This is a genomic window from Variovorax paradoxus (assembly GCF_030811855.1).
Classification (GTDB): domain Bacteria; phylum Pseudomonadota; class Gammaproteobacteria; order Burkholderiales; family Burkholderiaceae_C; genus Variovorax; species Variovorax paradoxus_L.
The window spans coordinates 417,433-440,494 of record NZ_JAUSRN010000002.1; the positions used below are offsets into that span (position 1 = coordinate 417,433).

The following is a 23,062-nucleotide window of genomic DNA, read 5'->3' on the forward strand; positions in this document are numbered from 1 at the left end:
GGCCTCACAGGAAGTAGTCGAAGTCGCGCTCGTCGCTATGGCGCCGCCTCACGACGAAGATGTGCGCGGGCACGCTGTGCGGATCGAGCCGGATGTAGTGCCGCCCGCCCTGCCAGTTGAACCGCTGTCCGCTCAAGAGGTCATGCATCTGGAACCCGCGCAGGGGGTCCACGCCCACGCTCGCAGGATCGAGTTCCACCCAGCCCGTCTGCACGTTGTACGGGTCGAGGTTGACCACCGTGACGATCACGTTGTCGCCGCCTTCCGAAGTCTTGGCATAGGCCAGCAGCTGGTCGTTGTCGATGGGCAAGAAGCGCAGGCTCCGGTCCCATTGCAGCGCCGGGTTGTCGCGGCGAATGCGGTTCACGCGGGCGATGAACGGCGCCAGGCTCGCCGGGTCGTCGTGGTTCCAGTGGCGCAGCTGGTACTTTTCGGAGTTGAGGTATTCCTCGCTGCCGGTCGAACGCGGCAGGTGCTCGCGCAACTCATACGCCGGGCCGTAGATGCCGTAGTTGGCGGACAGCGTGGCGGCAAGCACCAGCCGCGCCATGAACACCGAGGCCTCGCCCCCTTGCAGCTGCTCGTGCAGGATGTCGGGCGTGTTCGGCCACACGTTGGGCCTGAAGTAGTCGACACCGGGCGGCGTCGAAAGCTCGGTGAAATATTCGATGAGCTCCTGCTTGGTGTTGCGCCAGGTGAAGTAGGTATACGACTGTGAGAAGCCCAGCTTGGCCAGCCGGTGCATCACCTTTGGCCGGGTGAAAGCCTCGGCAAGAAAGATCGCCTCCGGGTGCTCGCGCCGGATTTCGCCGATGGCCCATTCCCAGAACGGAAAGGCCTTGGTGTGCGGGTTGTCGACGCGGAAGATGCGCACGCCCTCGCCGATCCAATGCTCGATGACGCTGCGCAGCTCCGCCCAAAGGCCCCGCCAATCCTCGCTCTCGAAGTTGAAGGGATAGATGTCCTGGTATTTCTTGGGCGGGTTCTCGGCGTACTGCACGCTGCCGTCCGGCCGCCAGCGAAACCAGTCGGGATGCGCCTTCACGTAGGGATGGTCGGGCGCGCACTGGAACGCGATGTCCAGCGCAATCTCGAGGCCGTGCTTCGCGGCCTCCGCATAAAGATGGCGAAAGTCTTCGGCAGTGCCGAGAGCCGGAAGAATCGACTTGTGCCCGCCCTCCGCCGCGCCAATGGCCCAGGGGCTGCCCACGTCGTCGGGCCCACTGGTGAGCGCGTTGTTGGGCCCCTTGCGTTGTATGCGGCCGATCGGGTGGATCGGCGGAAAGTAGAGCACGTCGAAGCCCATGGCCGCGATGGCGGGCAGGCGCGCCTCCACGTCCTTGAAGGTGCCGTGCACGCCGGGCGTCGGGCTGGCCGAGCGCGGGAACAGTTCGTACCACGTGCTGAAGCGCGCGCGCTCGCGCTCGGCCTCCAGCGGCAGCTCGACCGGAAAGCGCACCAGATGGCGGCGGTCGGGATGACGGCGCGCGAGCATGGCCAGTTCTTCGTCGAGCGCCAGCGCCTTGAGGGTCGACACCTCGGACGACGGATGAGCCGCCACGGCATCGAGCTCGGTCGCCCATCGCGCGAGCGCCTGCCTGTCGGCACCCTCTGCGCGCTCGGCGGCCGCGGCCACTTCCAATGCGCCCACCTGCGACGCGATGCGCACGTCGTCGGCCTCCACGCGGCGCGTCATTTCGCTGCGCCACGATTCGAAGGGATCGACCCACGCCACCGCGGTGTAGTAGTAGCGCCCGAGTGCGGGCGGCGAGAAGGAAGCCTCCCATACGTCGTTGACCAGCAGCTTCATCGGCACTTCGCGGAACTCGGCCTTGTCGTGCGGCCGCCAGCACAGCTGCACGCGCAGCACGTCGTGGCCATCGGTGAAGCAATGCGCCTTCACGCGCACCATTTCTCCCACCACGCACTTGACCGGAAAGCGGCCGTTGTCCACCGACGGCAAGATGGCGTCGATGACCGCGCGCCGTTCGCCGTCGCGCACCTCGGGCATTCTTGAAGTTGCGGGTGACTGCGGGGTAGCGAACAGTTTTTTCATGATGGCCGGTGTTCGAGGATCAGCGTGGAAAGCGGCGGCAGGGTCATGGACACCGACTGCATGCGGCCATGCGAACGCACGGGCGCCGACTCCACGCCGCCCAGGTTGCCCCAGCCCGAACCGCCGAATTCCACCGCGTCGGTGTTGATGAGTTCGTGCCAGAAGCCGCCCTGCGGCACCCCCAGGAGATAGTTGGTGCGCGGGACCGGCGTCATGTTGCTGACCACCAAAAGCGGCGGATGGCCGCCCTGCCCCTTGCGCAAGAAGGCGAACACGCTGTGCTCGGCATCGTCCGCGGTGACCCACTCGAAACCCGAGGCGGTGAAGTCCTGCTGGTGAAGCGCGGGCGCGGCGCGGTACACGCGGTTGAGTTGTGCCACCAGCCGCTGCAGGCCCGAGTGCCCTTCGAGGTCGCACACCCACCATTCAAGTTCGCCGTCGTGCGTCCATTCGCGCCGCTGCCCGAACTCGCCGCCCATGAAGAGCAGCTTCTTGCCCGGGTGCGCCCACATGAAACCGAACAGCGCGCGCAGATTGGCAAACTGCTGCCACGGGTCGCCCGGCATCTTGCCCAGCAGCGAGCCCTTGCCGTGGACCACCTCGTCATGCGAAAGCGGCAGCACGAAGTTCTCGTGAAACGCATAGACCAGCGAGAACGTCATCTTGTGGTGGTGGTACCTGCGATGGATGGGCTCTTCCTTCATGTAGGCGAGCACGTCATGCATCCAGCCCATGTTCCATTTCTCGCCGAAGCCCAGGCCGTCCATGTCGGTGGGCCGCGAGACGCGCGGCCACGCAGTCGACTCCTCGGCCACGGTGATCGTGTCGGGATGCTCGCGGTACACGGCGCGGTTCAGCGTCTGCAGGAAATCGATCGCCTCCAGGTTCTCGCGGCCGCCGTGGCGGTTGGGAATCCATTCACCGTGATTGCGCGCGTAGTCCAGGTAAAGCATCGACGCGACGGCATCGACGCGCAGCCCGTCGAGGTGGTAGCGGTCGAGCCAGAAGAGGCCCGACGACACGAGGAAGCTGCGCACCTCCGCGCGCCCGTAGTTGAAGATGCTCGAGTTCCACTCCGGATGAAAGCCCTGCCGCGGATCGGCATGCTCGTAGAGGTGCGTGCCGTCGAAATACGCAAGGCCGTGCTCGTCGGTCGGAAAGTGCGAGGGCACCCAGTCGAGCAGCACGCCGATCTCGTTCTGGTGCAGATGGTCGACCAGGTACATGAAATCCTGCGGCGAACCGAAGCGCGCGGTGGGCGCAAAGTAGCCCGTGGTCTGGTAGCCCCAGGAGCCGTAGAACGGATGCTCGGTCACCGGCATGAGCTCGACGTGCGTGAAGCCCATCTGCTTCACGTAGGCCGCAAGTTCATGCGCGATCTCCCGGTAGCTCATGAACTGGCCATCGCGTCGGCGCCACGAACCCAGGTGCACCTCGTAGACGGACATGGGCGCGTCCAGTGCGTTGCGCGCGCCGCGGATAGCCATCCATTCGTGGTCCTGCCATTCATAAGAAAGTTTGCAGATGCGCGAGGCCGTGGCGGGCGGCGGCTCACTACAGAACGCCACAGGGTCGGCCTTGTCGACGACGAAGCCGCCGAAGCGGGACCGGATTCTGTATTTGTAGGCCTGGCCCAGCGCCGCGTGGGGCACATGGCCTTGCCAGATGCCCGTGCTGTCGGGCGATGGCGAAAGCGGATCGGCTTCGCCCGACCAGTAGTTCCAGTCGCCCACTACCGACACCGATTCGGCATTGGGTGCCCAGACGGCGAAATGCGCACCGCCGTCTTTATCCGGGTGGCAACCCAGGAGGTCGTACAAGCGGGAATGGGTTCCTTCTCGGAACAGGTAGGCGTCTTGTGCTTCTGGCTTTCTTGGCGGCGGGTTCACTGGCACCGGTGTTCCTTGCGTGCAGAAGGCCAGCGAACCGGGTGCCCAAAGGAGCACGCTTGCGGCTTTCACAAGACCTGACCGCCCAATTTGCAAAAAAACCGGCCCCCGCAGTTAAGGCTGAAGCCGCCTTGCCGTGTCGGAGAGTTGCCCATCACGCGACCGGGGTATGCAAAACCCGGGCGCGATGCGGCTTTTTTACTTACGCGGCAACCGGCGCCTCAGACGAGGCCGCGTCTTGCGTGGTGGCAAAGCGCGGCGAGAAGTCCTCGATGGTCAGGACGATGGGCGCACGCGGGTTGGCCATGTAGCGACGGAGCGCGGCGGCGCTGAGGGCTTCGCAGTGCATCCTGCAGGTGTCGAGCAGGCGGTCGCCCAGGTTCCTGGTGTCGAAGACATCGTGCAGGGTCTCCTCCGAGATCTGCGCGATGATGCGCGCGCCATCATGGCCGTCGGGATAAATGGCGAATCGGACGGTCGCCGTGTCAAAGCAGTAGATCCCTTCAAAATCCATGGCTGTCTCCTGATCTTTCGAGCGCGTTCATCTGCAACTCGAATTCAGCGCGGCTCCACGCCCCCGTCGGGATGGACTTCCGCGCATATTCAAGAAGGATGCGCCCTACATGCGTTAAGAGGGCCGGGAATCGTGGCCTCGTGCGCGTAAGACTTGCTGCAATCCATGTCCGCCACGCCCACCGATGAGCCAGTTCTTCAGGCCCATGTGGCGCGAGCCGGCTTGCTCTGCCTCGCCCGGATACCGGATGCGGGCCAGTTCCTCGCGGCCCTTTTCGGTGATGGCCAGCACCTGCGCCGCGGGCTCGGCGCCAGACAGTTTCAATGGATCAGACGGTGCCGGAACAAAAGCGATCACGAGCCCGGCCTGGCGAAGAATCCGGACTGCGTCCATCTCTTTGGGCGTCCGAAAAGACACGGGCAGGCGGGATGCGGCAATCTGCTTGAGCAGGTCCATCGACATGGCAAATCTCCTTTAGCTTTGGAATGACGATTGACGATTTCGACGACGAACGACATAGGTTTGGCGGCCGAGCTTTCAAGAGCCCGGACGATTGGTTTTTTTTCTTCGTGAGGCGCGTTCCATAGCACGCAAGCAATCGGCGCGACCAACGCAAAAAGCGCGAAAAAACCCCTCTTGAAAAAGCGCAGCCAGCGTCTATTTCGCTTATCGGAAGCGCTGGAGACGCCTCCGGCGCTCCGTTCAACTTTAGTTTTGAATGGAGGTTTTCGCCATGTATCGATCCCTGTTCCCGCGCGACATGTTCGCCGAAATGGATCGCCTGCAGCGCGAGATGCAGCAGGCTTTCGATCTGTCTCCGACCATCCGTGGCTTCGGCCGCAACGGCTTCCCGGCCCTGAACATCGGCGGCACGCCGCAAACGGTGGAGATCTACGCGTTTGCGCCGGGCGTCGACCCGTCGAGCCTTGAGGTCAACCTTGAGCGCGGCCTTCTCACCATTGCCGGAAAGCGCGAGAACGCGCTGCCGCAAGAGGACGAGAAGGCGGCCATCCACATCAACGAACGCTTCGAGGGAACGTTCCGCAGGGTGCTCACCCTGCCCGACGACGCCGACCCCGATGCCGTGACGGCCAAGTACCGCGACGGCGTGCTGCAGATCTCGGTGCAGCGCCGCGCTTCGTCGCAGCCGCGCCGCATCACCGTTCAGTAAGACAAGAGACGAAAGGAGAGACGACCATGACTACCAACACATCGCCTAGCGTTTCCGAACGGGCGCAGCTCGCCCGCAAAGGCAAGGAAGACGACACACGCTACAGCGACGCCGCGCTCACGCCCCCGGTGGACGTGATCGAGGACAGCGGTGGCATCACGCTCTATGCCGATTTGCCCGGCGTCTCGCGCGACAAGCTCGGCCTGCACGTGGCGTCGGACACGCTGACCATCGAAGCGGAGTCCGACCTGTCGGTGCCCGAGGCGCTCGAGTCGAGCCACACCGAAGTGGGCCTGGGCCGCTTCCGCCGCGTGTTCACGCTGAGCAAGGAGCTGGACACCGACAACATCTCGGCGGAACTCAAGCAGGGCGTGTTGAAGCTGCGCATCCCGAAGGCCGAGCACGCCCAGCCGCGCCGCATTGAGATCCAGGCGTCCTGAGTGGCCTGACTTGCCTGATTGGCTTGATTGGGTGATGCCACATGCGCTCCGGAGGTGATGAACGATGAGCGGGACCGAACGACTGGCGCGCCTGCGCGCCGACGCCGCAGCCCTGAGCCCGCGCGCCGCGCACATCGCGCTGGCGCTTCTGCCCGCCGTCGAGCACCTGCCGGACGCATGGAAGGCGGGCCTGCACAAGACGCTGGCGCACCGCGCCAGCGCCACTGCGCCGCTTTCGCCCGTCGAGTTCGATGCGATACGCGTCACCGCCGCCAGCCTGCCGGATGCGTATCCCGAATGGGTGGTGACCGATCCGGAGCACCCGAAGGCGCGGGAGCTGATCGTCAATGCCTGGCAGGCCGCGCAGCAAGCGCGGCCGGAACCCAGGCATCGCGGCGCCTGAGGCGAAGCCGGCGCCCGCACGGCACCCTGCCCTCCGCGTGGCAGCGCATGCCTACGCCGATGTGCGCATCCCCCTACAACGCCCTCGCGCCCGCAAAAATAAGGTGGGAGCAAGGACATCGAAATGGCTTTCGAATCTTTCCGCGATCGCAAGTACGCGGGCCGCGCGCTCGCCAAGCGCCTGGGACTCTTCGCCGGCCGCCGCGACGTGACGGTGCTTGCCTTGCCGCGCGGCGGCACACCGGTCGCCTATGAAGTGGCCAAGGCACTCCATGCTCCGCTCGACGTCCTGGTGGTGCGCAAGCTCGGCGTGCCGTGGAACCCTGAATTTGCCATGGGCGCCATTGCAAGCGGTGGTGAACGGCTCATCGACGACATGCTGGTGCGCGAGCTCGGCATCTCCACCCGGGACGTCGAGGAAGTAGCGAGCAACGAAGCATACGAACTCGAGCGGCGCGAGCGCGTGTACCGCGGCGGACGGCCCGCGCCCGATTTGGGTGGCCGCACCGTCATCCTGGTGGACGACGGGCTTGCCACCGGCTCGACCATGCGCGTTGCCGTACGCGCGGTGCGCCGGCAGTCACCAGCCCGCGTCGTGGTGGCCGCGCCCGTGGCGGCGCCCGAAGCCTGCGAGCTTTTGCGCGGCGAGGCCGACGAGGTGGTATGCGCCGAGATGCCCGATCCCTTCCTGGGCGTGGGCCGCTGGTACCTGGATTTTTCGCAGACCAGCGACGAAGAAGTGTGCCACCTGCTCGACGACGCGAACCGCCACAGCCCGCGCTCCGCCTGAGGACAACGAACGATGCAGCCATCACGCATTTCACGAGAGACCGACGCATTGCGCGCCGCAGCCCGCCCGATGGACGGCTCCGCGGGCGACCATGACGCCCTGCTCGACCTTATTGGCGACGCGCACTACGTGCTGCTCGGGGAAGCCTCGCACGGCACGCACGAGTTCTATGCGGCGCGCGCCGACATCACGCGCCGCCTGCTGGCCGAAAAGGGGTTCAACGCCGTGGCGATCGAAGGCGACTGGCCTGATGCCTACCGGGTCAACCGCTATGTGCGCGGCGACGGCGAAGACGCCAGTGCGCGCGATGCACTGGCGGGCTTTCGGCGCTTTCCCACCTGGATGTGGCGCAACGAAGACGTGGCCGGCTTCGTCGAGTGGCAGCGCGCCTTCAACGCGGCAAACCCGGCGCAGGGAAAGACCGGCTTCTATGGGCTGGACCTGTACAGCCTGCATGCCTCGATCGAAGCCGTGCTGGCCTACTTCGATCGCACCGATCCGGACACCGCACGCAGCGCTCGCGAACGTTATGGCTGCTTCGATCGCTTCGGCGACGGCGGGCAGGTCTACGGGCTGATGGCGGGCCTGGGCAAGTCGGATTCATGCCGGCAGGAAGTGATCGACATGCTGGTCGAGATGCGCCGTGCTTCAGGCGAGGCCTGGCGCAACGGCAATGCAGTCAACGAGGAAGAGGCATTCAATGCCGAGCAGAACGCGCGCCTGGTGAAGAACGCAGAGGCCTACTATCGCTCGATGTCCCTCCACGACGTGTCGTCATGGAACCTGCGCGACCGGCACATGGTCGAGACGCTGGGCGAACTGGAGCGCCACCTGTGGCGCACGAGCGAACGGCCGAAGATCGTGGTGTGGGCCCACAACTCGCATTTGGGCGATGCGCGCGCGACCGAAATGGGCGAGCAGCGCGGCGAGCTCAACGTCGGCCAGCTGGTTCGCGAACGCCAGGGCCGCGATGCGGTGCTGGTGGGCTTCACCACCCACACGGGCACCGTCATGGCGGCGTCCGACTGGGGTGCGGCGCCCGAGCGCAAGCAGGTTCTCGCCTCGCGGCCCGACAGCTATGAAGGGCTCATGCACGACACTGGCCTCGAACGCTTCATGCTGCCCCTGCGCGGCGAAGGAAGCCATTTCTTCGCGCTGCGGGAACCCCGACTGGAGCGCGCCATCGGCGTCATCTACCGCCCCGAGACCGAGCGGCAAAGCCACTACTTCTTCGCGCGCTTGCCGGTCCAGTTCGATGCGCTGCTGCACTTCGACCGGACCCGCGCGGTCGATCCGCTGGAGCGCGATGCGGCCGCGCCGGATATCGAGGTGCCGGAAACCTATCCCTCCGGCAAGTAGAAGCGCCCCCCAAAGGGAGCTCTGCCTCCTACTGCGCGACGATCACGCCCTCGAGCGGCTGCAGCACCAGGCCGCCCTTCAATGCGCCGGTGCGGTCCGCATGGGTCGAGACGAGCACGACGGTCTCGGCCGGCAGCAGTTCCGCGGCCACGGGGGTCTCGCTGGTCGTGAAGTTCAGCAGCACCACCAACCGCCGCTTGCCTGCGCTTCTCGCATAGGCCAGCACATCGGCACCCGCTTCGAGTTGCTCGTGGCTTCCTTCGTGCAACGCGGGCTCGTTGCGCCGCAGTGCGATCAGCTTCTTGTAGAGCTGCAGCATGGAGGCGGAATCGCCCTGCTGCGCCTCGACGTTGCGCATGCCCCAGTCGCCGCCCAGGCGCAGCCAGGGCGTGCCGTCCGTGAAGCCGGCGGCGTGCGCGCCGCTCCACTGCATGGGCGTGCGCTGCGGGTCGCGCCCCAAACCCTTGCCGGGCTCGTTCTTCTCGAACGGGTCTTGGACTTCATCGGGCGGAATGGGAACGTCGGTGAGGCCGATCTCGTCGCCGTAGTAGAGCGTGGGCGTACCGCGCAGCGTGAGGAGCAGCATGGCCGCGAGCCGCGCCCTCTCCTGCCCGACACGGCTCGCGATGCGCGGCTTGTCGTGGTTGCCCAGCACCCAGTTGGGCGCAGCGCCGTGCGGCAATGCCGCTTCGTAGTTGCGCACGATGCGGTCGATGTCGGCCGCATGCCACGGCGCGGTAATGAGCTGAAAGTTGAACGGCAGCTGAACGCCCTGCAGCAGCCCGTCGGAGGTGCGCCCGTAGTAGGCCATGAGCCGCTCCAGCGGCAGATAGAGCTCGCCGATCAGAACGCGCGCGGAAGCCTCGTCGCTGAACTCGTCGACCACGCGGCGCATCTCCACGATGATGTCCTGCATCTCTGGCCGGTCGGTGGTGTACAGCGGCAGCAGCTGGTGCGAAGGATCCTGGCCCACCTGGAACGAGGGGTTCTGCGGGTTGTCGCGAAACTCCACGTCCTTGATGAGGTGGTACAGCACGTCGACGCGAAAGCCGTCCACGCCGCGGCGCAGCCAGAAGCGCAGCACGTCGTACATGGCTTGGCGCACCTCGGGATTGCGCCAATTGAGATCGGGCTGCTCCTTCAGGAACGAGTGGCAGTAATACTGCCCGCTGACTTCGTCGAAGGTCCATGCGGGTCCGCCAAAATTGCTGAGCCAGTTGTTGGGCGGTCCACCGCCGGGCGCGGGGTCTCGCCACAGGTACCAGTCGCGCTTGGGGTTGTTGCGCGAGCCCCGGCTCTGCACGAACCACGGGTGCCTGTCCGACGTGTGGTTGGGGACGAAATCAAGCACCAGTTTCAGGCTGCGCGCCTTGCACTCGGCCGCAAGCGCATCGAAGTCCTCCAGCGTGCCAAAGCGCGGGTCGACATTGCAATAGTCGGAAATGTCGTACCCGAAGTCGGCCATTGGTGAGGGGTAGATCGGCGAAATCCAGACGGCATCCACGCCAAGCTCGACCAGATAATCGAGCCGCCTCTGGATGCCTCGCAAGTCGCCGATGCCGTCTCCATCACTGTCCTGGAACGAACGCGGATAGATCTGATAAACGATTCCGTTCTTCCACCAAGCATCGGCCGACATCGAATTTCCTTTCGTGTTGTTGCATTGCGAGGCACCTATTCTTAGGAGGTTCCCCGGCATGATCAACGACCTTTGGTACAAGAACGCCGTGGTGTATTGCCTGTCCGTGGGAACCTTCATGGATTCGAACGGCGACGGCTGCGGCGACTTCGAAGGCCTGACACGGCGCCTGGAGTACCTTCACGGCCTGGGAGTGACGACGCTCTGGCTGATGCCGTTCCATCCATCGCCGGGCCGTGACGACGGCTACGATGTTTCGGACTATTACAACGTCGATCCCCGATTCGGCACGCTCGGCGACTTCGTAGAGTTCACGCATTCGGCCGAACAGCTCGGCATGCGCGTGCTGATGGACCTTGTCGTCAATCACACCTCGGACCAGCACCCCTGGTACCAGGCAGCGCGCAAGGACCGGAATTCAAAATACCACGACTGGTATGTCTGGTCCGACAAGAAGCCGCCCCACTTCAGCGACGGTGTGGTTTTTCCGGGCGTGCAGAAATCGACTTGGACATTCGACAAGATCGCAAGGCGCTGGTTCTTTCACCGCTTCTACGAATTCCAACCCGACCTGAACACGGCAAACCCCGCCGTGCAGGCGGAGATCCTCAAGATCATGGGCTTCTGGACGCAGATGGGTGTGTCGGGCTTCCGCATGGACGCGGTGCCTTTCGTGATCGGCGCCAAGGGCCCGAAGGTCGTGCACCCGACCGAAAGATTCGACATGTTGCGGGAGTTCCGCGAGCTGCTTCAATGGCGCCGCGGCGACGCCATCATCCTGGCCGAGGCCAACGTGCTGCCGAAGACCAACATGGCCTACTTCGGCGACGAGGGCGAGCGGCTGCACATGATGTTCAACTTTCCGGTTAACCAGAACCTGTTCTATGCCATGGCCGCTGGCGACACGCGGCCGCTGGCCAAGGCGCTGGAGTCCACCAGGGAGCGGCCCGCTACATCGCAGTGGGGCATGTTCCTGCGCAACCACGACGAGCTCGACCTCGGGCGGTTGCGCCCCGCTCAGCGCCAGCGCGTGTTCGATGCTTTCGGCCCCGAGAAACACATGCAGCTGTACGACCGCGGCATTCGCAGGCGCCTCGCGCCGATGCTCGGCGGCAACCGGCGCAGGCTCGAGCTCGCCTACAGCCTCATGCTCACCCTGCCCGGCACGCCTGTGATGCGCTATGGCGACGAGATCGGCATGGGCGACGACCTCAATCTGCCCGAGCGCACCTGTGCGCGCACGCCGATGCAGTGGTCCACCGAACGCCAGGGCGGGTTCACCACCTCGTCGAAGCCGGTGATTCCGGTGATCTCGGGCGGCGCCTACGGCTTCGAGCACGTGAACGTGGCGGCGCAACGGCGCGACCCCGACTCGCTGCTCAACTGGATGGAACGCGTGATCCGCATGCGCAAGGAGGTGCCGGAAATCGGATGGGGCGACTTCAAGGTGATTCCCCACGTGGAAAAGTCCGTGCTCGTGATCCGCTACGAATGGCGCGGCAATGCGGTGGCCTTCATCCACAACTTTCGCGCCGACCCGCTCGAAATCAAGCTCGACGCCAAGTCGTTCGGCCGGCATGGCGGGCAGCTGATCAACCTGCTCTCCAATGCGCACAGCCGCGCCAACTCCAAGGGCACGCACTGCATGCTTCTGGAGCCCTACGGGTACCGGTGGTTCCGGGTCGGCCCTCTGGATTACCTGCTCAAGCGCGAAGAGATGTGACGCCGCCCGCCAACCCACGAGTTATGGGGGATTGCGCGAGGTACCCATCCCCCCTCTTCTGACACACTAGGCGCGCAGCGCGGGCCGCATCGCGCTGCTTTTTCCACGCCAATGAACTCATCAGGTCTCCGGAACATCCACATCAGCTTGAACACGCGCCTAAGTCTCGGCGTGGCCGCGGTGGTCCTGGCGGCCACCTTCGCTATTGCGACGGTGGCATTGCAGCTGGTCAAGACCAGCATGAAGAGCTCGATCGAAAGCGAAGCATTCGCGCGGCTGTCTGCCATTGCGAACACGGTAGACCAAAAGTTCGTCAGCCGGCGCACGCTGCTCGAGACCTTTGCCGACAGCGTAAAGACGAACGGCTTTGCAGACGCGGCAAGCTTGCAGGCCTTCATCGAAAAGCACCCTTCGCTTCGCAAGGCGTTCAGCAATGTCGCGTTCTTCACGCCCGATGGTGACCTGATCGCGAGCCTCAGCGGCGCGCAGCAGCCCGGCAAGGTGAACATCGCGGACCGCCCCTACTTCAAGCAGACGATCGCGTCCAAAACCGGCGTCCTCTCCGATCCTTATCTGAACCGGCTCAACGGCTTGGCTCAGATTGCCCTCACCGAGCCGGTGCTGGACACGGCCGGCAACGTGAAGTACGTGATCTCGGGCGCCATCAACCTGCGGGAGCGGAACATCCTGGGCGAGCTCGCCGACGTCAGGTTCGGCCAGACCGGCTACCTGTTCATCACCAGCACGGAAGGCAGCGTGATCGACCATCCGTCGACGGAGCGCATCATCAACCAGACGGGCCTGAAGGGGGTCGGCAATCCCGAGATCGATCGTCCGATGGAAGGCTACGAAGGCGCGGCCGAGGGCGTCAACCACGCGGGCGTGCACGCCCTGTACGCCTTCAAGCGGCTGCGCGAGACCAACTGGGTCATGGGCTCCATGTATCCCACCAAGGAGGCCTTTGCCCGGATCGACGCGATCGAGCGCTCGGCCTGGATGGGCGCGGTGGTGCTCGCAACGCTTGCCGGCGCCCTGGCACTGGCGCTGGTGCGCCGGCAACTCAGGCCGCTCACGCATCTGCACCGGCACATGCTCGACGTGGACAACCCCGCGCTCGAAGCCGCCGTGCCGCGCACTTATCCGAAGGACGAGATCGGCGACATCGCGCGCACCTTCGACACGCTGATGTGGCAGCGCAAGTCGAGCGAGAAATTCCTCCGCGACATCACCGACAACCTGCCCGCGATGGTGTCGCACGTCGATGCGCAAGGCCGCTACACCTTCGTGAACGCTCCGCTTTGCAGAAAGCTCGATCGCGGCGCGGCCCAGCTGATCGGACGCGAGGCGCGCAGCTTCGGAGACGACGACGAGGCCATGGAGGCCGCCGTCCAGCGCGTGATGGCCGGCGAGGCCGTCAGTTTCGAAAGAAGGGGCGATGCGCGCCGCGGCGAGGAAGACCGCTACTTCCAGACCGAGCTCATTCCCGACCGCAACAAGGCCGGACAGGTTCGCGGCTACTACGCCATGACCTCGGACGTGACGGAGCGCAAGCGCATCGAGTTCAGCCTGGCGCACAGCGAAGCGCAGGTGCGCATCATCGCGGATAACATCCCTGCGCTGGTGTCGCACGTCGATGCGTCATTGCGCTACACCTTCGTCAACGCCCAGGTCAGGGCGCTGCACAAGGAACGCGCGATGGTCGGCCGCTCGATGCCCGAGGTTCGGGGTCCGGCTGATTTCTCGCTCGTGGAGCCAGCCTATGAGCGCGCGCTGGCTGGCGAAACGGTGGTCATCGAGAAAGCCGGCGACGCGGCGCTGGGCATTGGCGACCGAACCTACAAGGCTCACTACATTCCAGACCAGGACGCGAACGGCGTGGTGCAGGGCGTGTTCGCCATGACCTTCGACATCACCGACGAGGTGAACATACGCAAAGCCTTGACCGCGCAGGAAAAACGGCTGCGCGACGTGACCGACAGCATTCCGGCACTGGTGGGCTACTTCGACAGCAACGAGAACTGCCTGTTCGCCAACAGCCGCTCGCGGCGCATGGCCGGCCTTGGCGACGGCCCGCTGGACGGCGTGACCCTGCGCTCGTCCGTGGGCAAGGCGGTGTACCGGCAGCAGCGGCCCTACCTTCCGCTGGTGCGCGAGGGCAAGTCGGTGCGCTTTCCGGTGCAGGCGCCGCTCCATGGAAAGACCGGGTACTTTCAGGTCAACCTGATTCCCGACCTGGATGCCGAGGGAAAGTTCATCGGCTTCTATCTCATGACCTTCAACATCACCGCCTTGAAGCAGGCGGAGCTGCGGCAGGCAGAGAGCGAAATGCGCCTGCGCACCATCACCGACAACCTGCCGGCGCTCATCACCTACATCGACCGCGACGAAAAGATCACCTTTGCCAATGCGACCTACCGCGAGTGGATGGGCTTGGATCCCGCCCGGCTGCTGGGCCGCCATGTGAGCGAGGTAGCGGGCGAAGAACTTTATCTTTCGCGCAAGGCCATGATCGCGCGTGCGCTGGCCGGAGAGCGCGTGGAGTTCGAGGCCAAGACCCGAACCAAGGATTTCGACCGCACGACCCGCGTGAGCTACGTGCCGGACATCGGTCCCGACGGCGTCACGCGCGGGATCTTCTCGCTCAGCCTGGACATCAGCGCCTTGAAAGCGGTGGAGCGCCAGCTGATCGACCTGGCGCGGCTCGACCCGCTCACCGGGCTTTCGAACCGGCTCGCCTTTAACGAATACCTGCCGAGCGCCCTGGCCCGCGCCCAGCGCTCGGGCAATGCGCTGGCGGTGCTGTTCCTGGACATCGACCGCTTCAAGACCATCAACGACACCTTCGGCCATGCGACCGGCGACGGTGTGCTGGTCGAGTATGCGAAGCGCCTGCTGGCCAGCGTGCGGAGCACCGACACGGTGGCCCGCCTTGCCGGCGACGAGTTCGTGGTGGTGCTGGAAAACGTCCACACGCGCGAAGCCGCAGTGAGCGTGGCTCGCAAGATCGTCAGCCAGATCGGCACCTCGCCTTTTGAACTCGATGGCCAGAGCCTCAGGGTCACCACCAGTATCGGCATTGCGTTTCACCAGCCGACCGACACGGCCGTCACCGACGCCGACCTGCTGGCGCGCGCCGACGCAGCCCTTTACCGCGCCAAGTCGTCGGGCCGCAACACCTTCGGCTTTTCCGATTGACGCGCCTCAGCCGCGCCCAGGTCGTTCTGAATACTTTCGTAGTGCTGCGTTGCGCCCGCACTGCGCCGCCGGCGCGCCTTTGCTGACAAGGCCGTCCGGCCCCCTCAGAATCACCCCACAGGAGATCCATTCATGTCCCCCACCGAAGTCGTCACGCCCGAGCAATTGCTGCATGCGCTGGAGGTTCAAAGCCGCATGCCGATCCTGCGCATCGGCCAGGCGCTGATGGCGCTCGGCGTGCTCACCGAGGAGCAGCTGCGTGCGGGGCTGGAGCAGCAGAAGCTCGATCGGAGCGTGCCGCTCGGCGAAACCCTGGTGCGCATGGGTGTGGTCACGCGGGCCCAGCTGCAGACGGCGCTGGTGCGCAAGATGGGCTATCCGCTCGTCAACCTGCACGTGTTCCCGGTGGCCGTGGACGCCCTGCGAACCATCACCCACGGCGCGGCGCGGCGCCTGCAGGTCATGCCGCTCATGATCCACGAGGGGCGCCTCATTCTTGCGCTCGACGATCCAGCCAGCCGCCTGGCCGCGATCGACGAGGTGGAGTTCATCACGCAGATGAAGGTGGTGCCGGTGATCGGGGAGTGCCTGGTGCTGGACACCGTGCTCTACAAGGCTTACGGAAAGCTCGGGCAGGACACGCCCGACCCCACCATCGTCCACGATCCCTCGCGGCCGCTCGAGTTCGACACGGCGGACACCAGCGAACTGCTGGTCACCCTGGAGAAGGAAGAGCGGCAAGAGCGGCAAGAGCGACCGACCACGATCGAAGAGGCGCCCATCGAACAGTCGGACAACTCGCTGGTGCGGATGATCAACAGCATGATCATCGACGCACACCGCGAAGGCGCGTCGGACATCCACATCGAAAGCTATCCGGGACAGGAGAAGACCCGCATCCGGTTTCGTAAGGACGGGCGGCTGCGCACCCACCTGGAGCTGCCGGCCACCTACCGCAACGTGGTGGTGGCGCGCATCAAGATCATGTGCGACCTGGACATCAGCGAGAGGCGCAAGCCGCAGGACGGCAAGATCAACTTCGCCAAGTATTCGCCGCAGCACCGCATCGAGCTGCGCGTGGCCACCATTCCCACCGCCAACGGCCTCGAAGACGTGGTGATGCGTATCCTTGCCTCGGCGCAACCCCTGGCGCTGAAGCAGCTTGGCCTCTCCGAGCGAAACCTGGCGCAGTTGACGCAGGCGATCGAGCGTCCCTACGGCATGGTGCTGTGCGTGGGCCCTACGGGGTCGGGCAAGACCACCACGCTGCACTCGGCGCTGATGCACATCAACACGCCCGAGCGAAAGATCTGGACGGCCGAAGACCCGATCGAAATCACCCAGCCGGGCCTGCGCCAGGTGCAGGTCAATCCGCGCATCGACTGGACCTTTGCCAAGGCGCTGCGGGCCTTCGTGCGAGCCGATCCCGACGTGATCATGGTCGGCGAAATCCGCGACGAGGAAACCGCCAAGACAGCCATCGAGGCTTCGCTCACCGGCCACCTCGTGCTGTCGACGCTGCACACCAACAGCGCGCCTGAAACCGTGACGCGGCTCTTGGACATGGGCATGGACCCGTTCAATTTCGCCGATTCACTCTTGGCGGTGCTGGCGCAGCGGCTGGTGCGCCGCCTCTGCGAACGTTGCGTCCAGAGCCGGCCCATGCGTGACGAAGAAGTCGAAGAACTGCTGTCCGACTACATGCATTCATTCGCCGCGCACGAGGCCATGCCGGACGAACGCGAGGCGGTGCGTAAGAAATGGCTCGGCCAATACGGCCGCGATGGCCAGCTGCAAGTCTTCACCAGCACCGGATGCCCGCACTGCGACAGTTCTGGCTTCAACGGCCGCGTCGGCATTCACGAACTGATGATGATCTCCAGGACGCTGCGCCGACTGGTCCAGAACGGCGCCCGCGCCGAGGAACTGCAGGAAGCGGCCATGCAGGAAGGCATGCGCACCCTGCGCCAGGACGGCATCGACAAGGTGCTTGCGGGCAAGACCACCATTGAAGAGGTCCGGGCCACCAGCAACATGTGAGTTGGCGCCGGAACGCGCCGGGCGATACCCCGCTCAGGCGGCATCCCACGCCACCGCCGGCAGCGTGGCGATGGCGGGACGTGCGAACAGGTAGCCCTGGAAGAGTTCCACGCCCAGCGACTGGAGCGCATGCACTTCGTCGGAAGACTCGACGCCTTCCGCCACGGCACGGATGCCGAGCTCCAGGCAGGTGCCGACAAAGCCCCGCACGATGCTGAGCCGCACCGGGTCATTGTGGATGTTGCGCACCAGGCCCATGTCGATCTTCACCACGTCGGGCTGGAACCCCGCAAGCAGTTCGAAGCCCGCATAGGCGGCGCCGAAATCGTCGATGGCCGAGGTAAAGCCGTAGCCCTTGTAGGTGCGGAAGGCAGCCGCCAAACCCGGCAGGTCGGCCACGCGTTCGCCTTCGGTAATCTCGAACATCAGCCGATGGACGGGAAAGTTGCAACGCTCGGCGGCCGCCATGGCGGTATGAAAGCACTCGGTCTGCCCGGCCACGTCGTTGGGCATGATGTTGAGGCTGAGCTTCGATTCCATGCCCAGGGCGGATGCGGTTTCAATGGCCTTAACGCGGCAAGCCTCATGAAACGCGAACCGGTTCTGCGGGGTCACGCGCGAGAAAACCTCCAGCGCGCCCTCCCCCAAGGCGCCCCGCACCAGCGCTTCATGCGCAAAGACTTCCCGCCGCTCGAAATCCACGATTGGCTGAAAGGCCATGACAAACCCGGAGTCGTAACCCCGAGGAATGGTGGCATTGGCCGTTGCTCCGGTAATCACAGGAATGGATCCTCAGGAATGGGCCAGGGTAATTGAATAGTGCACAGTATTCAAATGTAACCGGTATGTCACCGATTCCGGCGATCCGTCGTTTTTACGCGCCAGTTGCCCATTTTCTGCCCCAAAAACTCAGCTTGCGGGCAGCGCCAGGTCGACCCAGGTCGGCGCATGGTCGCTTGCGCCGGGCCGGCCGCGCACCTCGCGGTCGACGTTCGCATCGACCAGGAAGGGCGCGAGTTCGTCGTTGAGCAGCAGATGGTCGATGCGCAGGCCCGCATTGCGCGGCCACCGGTTCCGCCAGTAGTCCCAATAGGTATAGATCGCCTCGCTGGGGTGGCGGGTGCGGATGGCGTCGGTCCAGCCCTGCGCCAGGAGGCGCGCAAAGGCGGCGCGGCTTTCGGGCTGCAGCAACGCATCGTCCCGCCATGAGGCCGGGTTGTAGATGTCGGCGTCGGTCGGCACCACGTTGAAGTCGCCGGCCAGCACCACCGGCAGGCCGCAGCGGAAGAGGCGCGCTGCATGGGCGTTGAGCCGCTCGAACCATTCGAGCTTGTAGTCGAACTTGGGCCCGGGCTGCGGGTTGCCGTTGGGCAGGTACAGGCAACCGACGATCACCCCGTTCACCACCGCTTCGATGTAGCGGCTCTGGCTGTCTTCGGAATTGCCGTCGAGGCCACGGCCCGTTTCGATCGGCTCGCTTCCGCGCGCCAGAATGGCCACGCCGTTCCACGAGCGCTGCCCATGGAACACCACGCCGTAGCCCGCTTCGCGGATCGCGGCCGCGGGAAAGCCTATGTCGGGCGACTTGAGTTCCTGCAGGCATGCCACGTCGGGGCGGGACTCGGCCAGCCACTCCAGGAGGCGCGGCAACCGGCTGTTCACGCCGTTGACGTTGAAGGTCGCAATCTTCATGGACTCTGCATCGAAGAAGAGAATCGAGAGTCCTGATCATGGCCTTGAAGCCGCACCGGCCATGTCGGAGAACATGCCCTGAGGCGCATCGGCCCGCGGCCGCCAATCACCCGTGGCGTCAGGCCGCCTTGGCGCCTTTTTCGTACCAGCCCTGCGACCGGTTGACCACCGCGACCACCAGCAGCATCACAGGCACTTCGATCAGCACCCCCACCACCGTGGCCAGTGCAGCGCCCGACTGGAAGCCGAACAAACTGATGGCCGTGGCCACCGCCAGCTCGAAGAAGTTGCTGGCGCCGATCAGCGCCGACGGGCCCGCCACGCAGTGCGCCACGCCCAACTTGCGGTTGAGCACATACGCCAGCCCCGAGTTCAGGAACACCTGGATCAAGATGGGCACCGCGAGCAGCGCAATCACCAGCGGCTGCCGCAGGATCGCTTCGCCCTGGAAGGCGAACAGCAGCACCAGCGTGAGCAAGAGCGCCGAGATCGACCATGGCCCCAGCCGCGCGGCAACCGCCTGGAAGTGCGCCGTGCCCTTCTTGAGCAGCTGCCTTCGCAGCAGCTGCGCAATGATCACCGGCACCACGATGTACAGGCCCACCGAGGTCAGCAGCGTGTCCCACGGCACCGTGATCGACGACAGCCCGAGCAAGAGCGCAACCACGGGCGCGAAGGCCACCACCATGATCGCGTCGTTGAGCGCCACCTGCGACAACGTGAAGTACGGATCGCCCTTGCACAGCTGGCTCCACACGAACACCATCGCCGTGCACGGCGCCGCGGCCAGCAGGATCAGGCCCGCGATGTAGCTGTCCAGCTGTGACGGCGGCAGCAGCGGCGCGAACACGTGACGAATGAAGATCCAGCCGAGCAGCGCCATCGAGAAAGGCTTGACGGCCCAGTTGATGAAGAGCGTGACGCCAATGCCGCGCCAATGCGCCTTCACCTGCCCGAGCGCCGCAAAGTCGATCTTCAGCAGCATCGGAATGATCATCACCCAGATGAGCATGCCCACCGGCACGTTGACCTTGGCCACCTCCAGCGATGCAATGCCGCGGAACACGCCGGGCAGCCACTGGCCGAGCGCAATGCCGGCCACGATGCACAGCGCGACCCAGATCGTGAGATAGCGTTCGAAGAAGCCGATGGCGGGGGGCGGTGCGGAAGATGTGGACGGCACCACGGCGGCGGGATTGGAGCTCATGAAAGAAGCGGCCTCGCCATGGCGACCTGGGCCTTTGGATGGATACGCAGTTGCTTCATTTTTTCGTTAATTCAGCATGCACAAGCCTGCGCTGCGTGCGGTAGGCACGCCTCGCCCTGGCAGCAGTTTTCGGTGAGGTAGCCGACGAGCGCATTCATCCGTTCGAACGCAGCCCGGTAGATCAGGTTGCGGCCGCTGCGCTCCTGCGTCACCAGCCCCGAATGGGTGAGCTCCTTCAGGTGAAACGACAGGCTGGTGGCCTGCACGTCGAGCGCTTCGACAAGCGCGCCGGGCGTAAGGCCCGCTGGTCCCGCCACCACCAGCGCGCGAAAGACCTGCAGGCGTACGGGCTGGGCCAACGCTGCGAGGGATCTGACGATGTCTTGTTCTTCCATATTTCAATAATAGTTGCATAATTGCAAGAATGCAAACACAGCCCTCTTCTTCCATCACCATCTTTCACAACCCGGCGTGCGGCACTTCGCGCAACACGCTGGCGCTGATCCGCAACAGCGGCGAAGAGCCGCAGGTCATCGAATACCTGAAGACGCCGCCCAGCAAGGAGACGCTGCGCGAGCTGCTTGCCGCAATGAACATGGCACCGCGCACGCTGCTGCGCAAGAAGGGCACGCCGTATGAAGAGCTCGGCCTGGACGATGCGAAGTGGACCGACGAGCAGCTAATCGACTTCATGCTCGCGCATCCGATCCTAATCAACCGGCCCATCGTGGTCACGCCCCTGGGCACGCGGCTGTGCCGCCCTTCCGAAGAAGTGCTCGACATCCTGCCCTCGCCGCAACAAGGCGCGTTCACCAAGGAAGACGGCGAAGCCGTCATTGATGCGGAGGGCCGCCGTGTCCATCGCGCTGCGTGAACTCCCCAACATCGACGCCGAGCAGTTCGACCGGCCCTCGTCCGAGCGACTGGCCAGCGCGACATCGCCGCGCCATGCACCGCGCTTCCTGCTGCTCTACGGTTCGCTGCGCGAACGTTCCTACAGCCGCCTCTTGACCGAAGAAGCCGCGCGCTTGCTCGAAGCCATGGGCGGCGAAACGCGCATCTTCGATCCCGCCGGCCTGCCGCTGCCGGACAGCGCACCCGACGATCATCCCAAGGTGCAGGAGCTGCGCACACTCGCGCAATGGGCCGAGGGCATGGTGTGGTGCTCGCCCGAGCGCCACGGCTCGATGACCGGCATCATGAAGGCGCAGATCGACTGGATCCCGCTCAGCGTGGGCGCCGTACGGCCGACGCAGGGCAAGACGCTCGCCGTCATGCAGGTGTCGGGCGGATCGCAGTCGTTCAATGCGGTGAACCAGCTGCGCGTGCTCGGGCGCTGGATGCGCATGCTGACCATTCCCAACCAGTCGTCGGTCGCAAAGGCCTTCCTCGAGTTCGACGAAGCCGGCCGCATGAAGCCCTCCTCGTACTACGAGCGGGTGGTCGACGTGATGGAAGAGCTCGTGAAGTTCACCCTGCTCACGCGCGGCGCCGCCGACTACCTTGTCGACCGCTACAGCGAGCGCAAGGAAAGCGCCGAGCAGCTTTCGAAGCGGGTGAACCAGCGCGCCATCTGAGGCTTTGGCCCGACAATCGGCGCCCATGAACGCCAAGCCTCAGGCGGCCGCGCCGGCCCCGCCATCGTCCGTGCTGCGCCCCATCCGCACCGCAGCCAGTCTGATTCTCTTGCGCGACAGCGACCGCGGCATGGAGGTGCTGCTGCTGCGCCGCGCCGAAAAAGCCGACGACCAGAACAGCGGCGCCAGCGTGTTCCCGGGCGGCGTGGTGGACACGCACGACCGCAGCCTGCACCTGATGTGCAAGGGGTTGGACGACGGCGCGGCAAGCACGCGCCTGGGCCTGCCTGATGGCGGCCTGGATTACTACGCCGCCGCGGTGCGCGAATGCTTCGAGGAAGCCGGCATCCTTTTCGCGAGCGACAGCGAAGACCGCCTGGTCGAACTCGACAGGTTGCCCGACGGTCGGCTCGAGGCCATGCGCCATGCGGCCGAGCAAGGCACCGATGCGCTGCTTGCCATGTGCGAAGCGCAAGGCTGGCTTCTGGCGATGGACCGGCTGGCCTACTTCAGCCACTGGCTGACGCCGCCCGGCATGCCGCGCCGCTTCGACACCCGTTTCTTCATCGCACGGATGCCTCCCGCCCAGGACGTGAAGCCCGACGGGCGGGAGATCGTGGCTCACTCGTGGCTCAAGCCAGCTGAGGCGGTAGACCCCGCGCGCGGTCTCAAGCTGATGAATGTGACGCGGCGCACGCTTGAGCAGTTGGCTGCTTTCGACAGTGCCGAACATTGCATGGCCCATGCGCGCGCCCTCTCCGGCATTCCGCTGAACATGCCGCGCCTGGCCGACGGACCTGCAGGTCGGCGCGCGGTGAACATCGACGAGGCGGCCTATGAGGAGATCGGCCGCCTCGATCCCGATGGCCGCGGCGATGCGCGCTATGCGCTCGAAGCCGGCCTGGTCACGCAGCTGTCGGCACGCATCCGCCGCGTGGCGGGCGAGGCAGGTTTGCCGCACAGCTACTTCGTCGGCAGCGACGGCGGACAGTGGGCATTGATCGACCCTGCACCGCCTGGCTCGGCGCAAAGCGAGGCGGCTCCGGGTCGCGTGCGCTGGCTGCTCTCGACCGCAGCGCGCACTGAAGAAGCGGCCGCCGCGCTCGAACAGCTCCGATCGTCCGCATGGCCGGATGCCACGGTGCTGTGGCCTGAACCTGGGGAGACCCTCGACATGGGTGGCTCCACGCTGCACGCCCTGCACTCAAGGCCCGCGGACAATGGCTCGGCCGCGCGACAATTTCTGCTGGCCGAGGAACGCTTCCTCTTCACTGGCACTGCCGGAATGCCGGCGGCGCACACAAGCATCGAGGTCGAATGGATCGCACCGGCCAGCGGCTTCATCTTCCGCCGGATCGGCTGACAGCG

Annotated in this window: 20 protein-coding genes; 11 read left to right on the forward strand and 9 right to left on the reverse strand. The window is 65.2% G+C overall.

The genetic code is table 11. The features are described from left to right. Positions 1-4 precede the first annotated feature (4 nt). The 4 genes from J2X92_RS06750 to J2X92_RS06765 all read right to left on the reverse strand — a co-directional run bounded on the left by J2X92_RS06750 (position 5) and on the right by J2X92_RS06765 (position 4,921). Positions 5-2,056 (reverse strand): alpha-1,4-glucan--maltose-1-phosphate maltosyltransferase, encoded by a 2,052-nt coding sequence (locus J2X92_RS06750; RefSeq protein WP_307574421.1) that lies wholly within the window; start codon positions 2,054-2,056, stop codon positions 5-7. Then, a complete protein-coding gene (gene glgB / locus J2X92_RS06755) occupies positions 2,053-3,945 on the reverse strand; it encodes a 1,4-alpha-glucan branching protein GlgB (RefSeq protein WP_307574738.1) in 1,893 nt (630 codons plus the stop codon). Before glgB ends, J2X92_RS06750 begins: the two co-directional genes overlap by 4 nt. A gap of 202 nt (positions 3,946-4,147) precedes the next feature. Further along, positions 4,148-4,459: a hypothetical protein gene (locus tag J2X92_RS06760; RefSeq protein ID WP_307574422.1), complete on the reverse strand. Its 312-nt coding sequence runs from the start codon at positions 4,457-4,459 to the stop codon at positions 4,148-4,150. Positions 4,460-4,573: 114 nt separating this feature from the next. Continuing rightward, entirely contained in the window at positions 4,574-4,921 is a 348-nt protein-coding gene (locus J2X92_RS06765) for a hypothetical protein (protein WP_307574423.1), read from the reverse strand. Positions 4,922-5,192: 271 nt separating this feature from the next. Between J2X92_RS06765 and J2X92_RS06770 the strand changes: the two genes are divergently transcribed. The 5 genes from J2X92_RS06770 (at position 5,193) to J2X92_RS06790 (ending at position 8,621) form a co-directional block, all read left to right on the forward strand. Beyond that, positions 5,193-5,630 carry an Hsp20/alpha crystallin family protein gene (locus J2X92_RS06770; RefSeq protein ID WP_307574425.1) on the forward strand — a complete coding sequence of 146 codons (438 nt, stop codon included), beginning with the start codon at positions 5,193-5,195 and terminating at the stop codon, positions 5,628-5,630. Positions 5,631-5,656: 26 nt separating this feature from the next. After that, positions 5,657-6,070, forward strand: coding sequence for an Hsp20/alpha crystallin family protein (locus J2X92_RS06775; protein ID WP_307574427.1), 414 nt, complete (start codon positions 5,657-5,659; stop codon positions 6,068-6,070). Between the two features lie 64 nt (positions 6,071-6,134). After that, positions 6,135-6,473 carry a hypothetical protein gene (locus tag J2X92_RS06780; protein WP_307574429.1) on the forward strand — a complete coding sequence of 113 codons (339 nt, stop codon included), beginning with the start codon at positions 6,135-6,137 and terminating at the stop codon, positions 6,471-6,473. Positions 6,474-6,596: 123 nt separating this feature from the next. Next, complete coding sequence (locus tag J2X92_RS06785; protein WP_307574430.1) at positions 6,597-7,262, forward strand: phosphoribosyltransferase; 666 nt, start codon at positions 6,597-6,599, stop codon at positions 7,260-7,262. Positions 7,263-7,274: 12 nt separating this feature from the next. Then, entirely contained in the window at positions 7,275-8,621 is a 1,347-nt protein-coding gene (locus J2X92_RS06790) for an erythromycin esterase family protein (protein ID WP_307574432.1), read from the forward strand. A gap of 28 nt (positions 8,622-8,649) precedes the next feature. On the opposite strand, the gene J2X92_RS06795 is transcribed toward J2X92_RS06790, so the two are convergent. Continuing rightward, the gene (locus J2X92_RS06795) at positions 8,650-10,260 is read right to left on the reverse strand and encodes an alpha-amylase family glycosyl hydrolase (RefSeq protein WP_307574433.1); all 1,611 of its coding nucleotides are present in this window, start codon (positions 10,258-10,260) and stop codon (positions 8,650-8,652) included. 58 nt (positions 10,261-10,318) lie between these two features. Here J2X92_RS06795 and J2X92_RS06800 point away from each other — a divergent pair, with 58 nt between their 5' ends. The 3 genes from J2X92_RS06800 (at position 10,319) to J2X92_RS06810 (ending at position 17,218) form a co-directional block, all read left to right on the forward strand. Then, entirely contained in the window at positions 10,319-11,983 is a 1,665-nt protein-coding gene (locus tag J2X92_RS06800) for an alpha-amylase family protein (protein ID WP_307574434.1), read from the forward strand. A 111-nt stretch (positions 11,984-12,094) separates the two neighbouring features. Further along, the gene (locus J2X92_RS06805; protein ID WP_307574436.1) at positions 12,095-15,178 is read left to right on the forward strand and encodes a sensor domain-containing diguanylate cyclase; all 3,084 of its coding nucleotides are present in this window, start codon (positions 12,095-12,097) and stop codon (positions 15,176-15,178) included. A 132-nt stretch (positions 15,179-15,310) separates the two neighbouring features. Next, positions 15,311-17,218 carry a GspE/PulE family protein gene (locus J2X92_RS06810; protein WP_307574437.1) on the forward strand — a complete coding sequence of 636 codons (1,908 nt, stop codon included), beginning with the start codon at positions 15,311-15,313 and terminating at the stop codon, positions 17,216-17,218. 33 nt (positions 17,219-17,251) lie between these two features. On the opposite strand, the gene J2X92_RS06815 is transcribed toward J2X92_RS06810, so the two are convergent. The 4 genes from J2X92_RS06815 to J2X92_RS06830 all read right to left on the reverse strand — a co-directional run bounded on the left by J2X92_RS06815 (position 17,252) and on the right by J2X92_RS06830 (position 20,512). Then, positions 17,252-17,938, reverse strand: a complete 687-nt coding sequence (locus J2X92_RS06815) for an EAL domain-containing protein (protein WP_307574438.1) — start codon at positions 17,936-17,938, stop codon at positions 17,252-17,254. A 189-nt stretch (positions 17,939-18,127) separates the two neighbouring features. Next, on the reverse strand, positions 18,128-18,910 hold the full coding sequence (locus tag J2X92_RS06820) for an exodeoxyribonuclease III (RefSeq protein ID WP_307574440.1): 783 nt from the start codon (positions 18,908-18,910) through the stop codon (positions 18,128-18,130). A 118-nt stretch (positions 18,911-19,028) separates the two neighbouring features. Then, positions 19,029-20,117, reverse strand: a complete 1,089-nt coding sequence (gene arsB, locus J2X92_RS06825) for an ACR3 family arsenite efflux transporter (RefSeq protein ID WP_307574442.1) — start codon at positions 20,115-20,117, stop codon at positions 19,029-19,031. A gap of 71 nt (positions 20,118-20,188) precedes the next feature. After that, positions 20,189-20,512 carry an ArsR/SmtB family transcription factor gene (locus J2X92_RS06830; RefSeq protein ID WP_307574443.1) on the reverse strand — a complete coding sequence of 108 codons (324 nt, stop codon included), beginning with the start codon at positions 20,510-20,512 and terminating at the stop codon, positions 20,189-20,191. Between the two features lie 29 nt (positions 20,513-20,541). On the opposite strand from J2X92_RS06830, the gene arsC reads away from it, so the two are divergent. Genes arsC through J2X92_RS06845 form a run of 3 tightly spaced genes read left to right on the forward strand, consistent with a single transcriptional unit; the run spans position 20,542 to position 23,057 of the window. After that, positions 20,542-20,991: an arsenate reductase (glutaredoxin) gene (gene arsC, locus J2X92_RS06835; RefSeq protein ID WP_307574444.1), complete on the forward strand. Its 450-nt coding sequence runs from the start codon at positions 20,542-20,544 to the stop codon at positions 20,989-20,991. Further along, positions 20,957-21,694 (forward strand): arsenical resistance protein ArsH, encoded by a 738-nt coding sequence (gene arsH / locus J2X92_RS06840; RefSeq protein ID WP_307574445.1) that lies wholly within the window; start codon positions 20,957-20,959, stop codon positions 21,692-21,694. The genes arsC and arsH overlap by 35 nt, the downstream gene beginning before the upstream one ends. A 25-nt stretch (positions 21,695-21,719) precedes the next feature. After that, positions 21,720-23,057 carry an NUDIX hydrolase gene (locus J2X92_RS06845; protein ID WP_307574446.1) on the forward strand — a complete coding sequence of 446 codons (1,338 nt, stop codon included), beginning with the start codon at positions 21,720-21,722 and terminating at the stop codon, positions 23,055-23,057. The last annotated feature ends 5 nt before the right edge of the window (positions 23,058-23,062 follow it).

Bases quoted from the DNA above. Each gene is read 5' to 3' on its own strand.
- J2X92_RS06750 (WP_307574421.1), bottom strand. From the start codon at position 2,056: ATGAAAAAACTGTTCGCTACCCCGCAGTCACCCGCAACTTCAAGAATG.
- J2X92_RS06760 (WP_307574422.1), bottom strand. From the start codon at position 4,459: ATGGATTTTGAAGGGATCTACTGCTTTGACACGGCGACCGTCCGATTC.
- J2X92_RS06765 (WP_307574423.1), bottom strand. From the start codon at position 4,921: ATGTCGATGGACCTGCTCAAGCAGATTGCCGCATCCCGCCTGCCCGTG.
- J2X92_RS06770 (WP_307574425.1), top strand. From the start codon at position 5,193: ATGTATCGATCCCTGTTCCCGCGCGACATGTTCGCCGAAATGGATCGC.
- J2X92_RS06775 (WP_307574427.1), top strand. From the start codon at position 5,657: ATGACTACCAACACATCGCCTAGCGTTTCCGAACGGGCGCAGCTCGCC.
- J2X92_RS06780 (WP_307574429.1), top strand. From the start codon at position 6,135: ATGAGCGGGACCGAACGACTGGCGCGCCTGCGCGCCGACGCCGCAGCC.
- J2X92_RS06785 (WP_307574430.1), top strand. From the start codon at position 6,597: ATGGCTTTCGAATCTTTCCGCGATCGCAAGTACGCGGGCCGCGCGCTC.
- J2X92_RS06790 (WP_307574432.1), top strand. From the start codon at position 7,275: ATGCAGCCATCACGCATTTCACGAGAGACCGACGCATTGCGCGCCGCA.
- J2X92_RS06795 (WP_307574433.1), bottom strand. From the start codon at position 10,260: ATGTCGGCCGATGCTTGGTGGAAGAACGGAATCGTTTATCAGATCTAT.
- J2X92_RS06800 (WP_307574434.1), top strand. From the start codon at position 10,319: ATGATCAACGACCTTTGGTACAAGAACGCCGTGGTGTATTGCCTGTCC.
- J2X92_RS06805 (WP_307574436.1), top strand. From the start codon at position 12,095: ATGAACTCATCAGGTCTCCGGAACATCCACATCAGCTTGAACACGCGC.
- J2X92_RS06810 (WP_307574437.1), top strand. From the start codon at position 15,311: ATGTCCCCCACCGAAGTCGTCACGCCCGAGCAATTGCTGCATGCGCTG.
- J2X92_RS06815 (WP_307574438.1), bottom strand. From the start codon at position 17,938: ATGGCCTTTCAGCCAATCGTGGATTTCGAGCGGCGGGAAGTCTTTGCG.
- J2X92_RS06820 (WP_307574440.1), bottom strand. From the start codon at position 18,910: ATGAAGATTGCGACCTTCAACGTCAACGGCGTGAACAGCCGGTTGCCG.
- arsB (WP_307574442.1), bottom strand. From the start codon at position 20,117: ATGAGCTCCAATCCCGCCGCCGTGGTGCCGTCCACATCTTCCGCACCG.
- J2X92_RS06830 (WP_307574443.1), bottom strand. From the start codon at position 20,512: ATGGAAGAACAAGACATCGTCAGATCCCTCGCAGCGTTGGCCCAGCCC.
- arsC (WP_307574444.1), top strand. From the start codon at position 20,542: ATGCAAACACAGCCCTCTTCTTCCATCACCATCTTTCACAACCCGGCG.
- arsH (WP_307574445.1), top strand. From the start codon at position 20,957: ATGCGGAGGGCCGCCGTGTCCATCGCGCTGCGTGAACTCCCCAACATC.
- J2X92_RS06845 (WP_307574446.1), top strand. From the start codon at position 21,720: ATGAACGCCAAGCCTCAGGCGGCCGCGCCGGCCCCGCCATCGTCCGTG.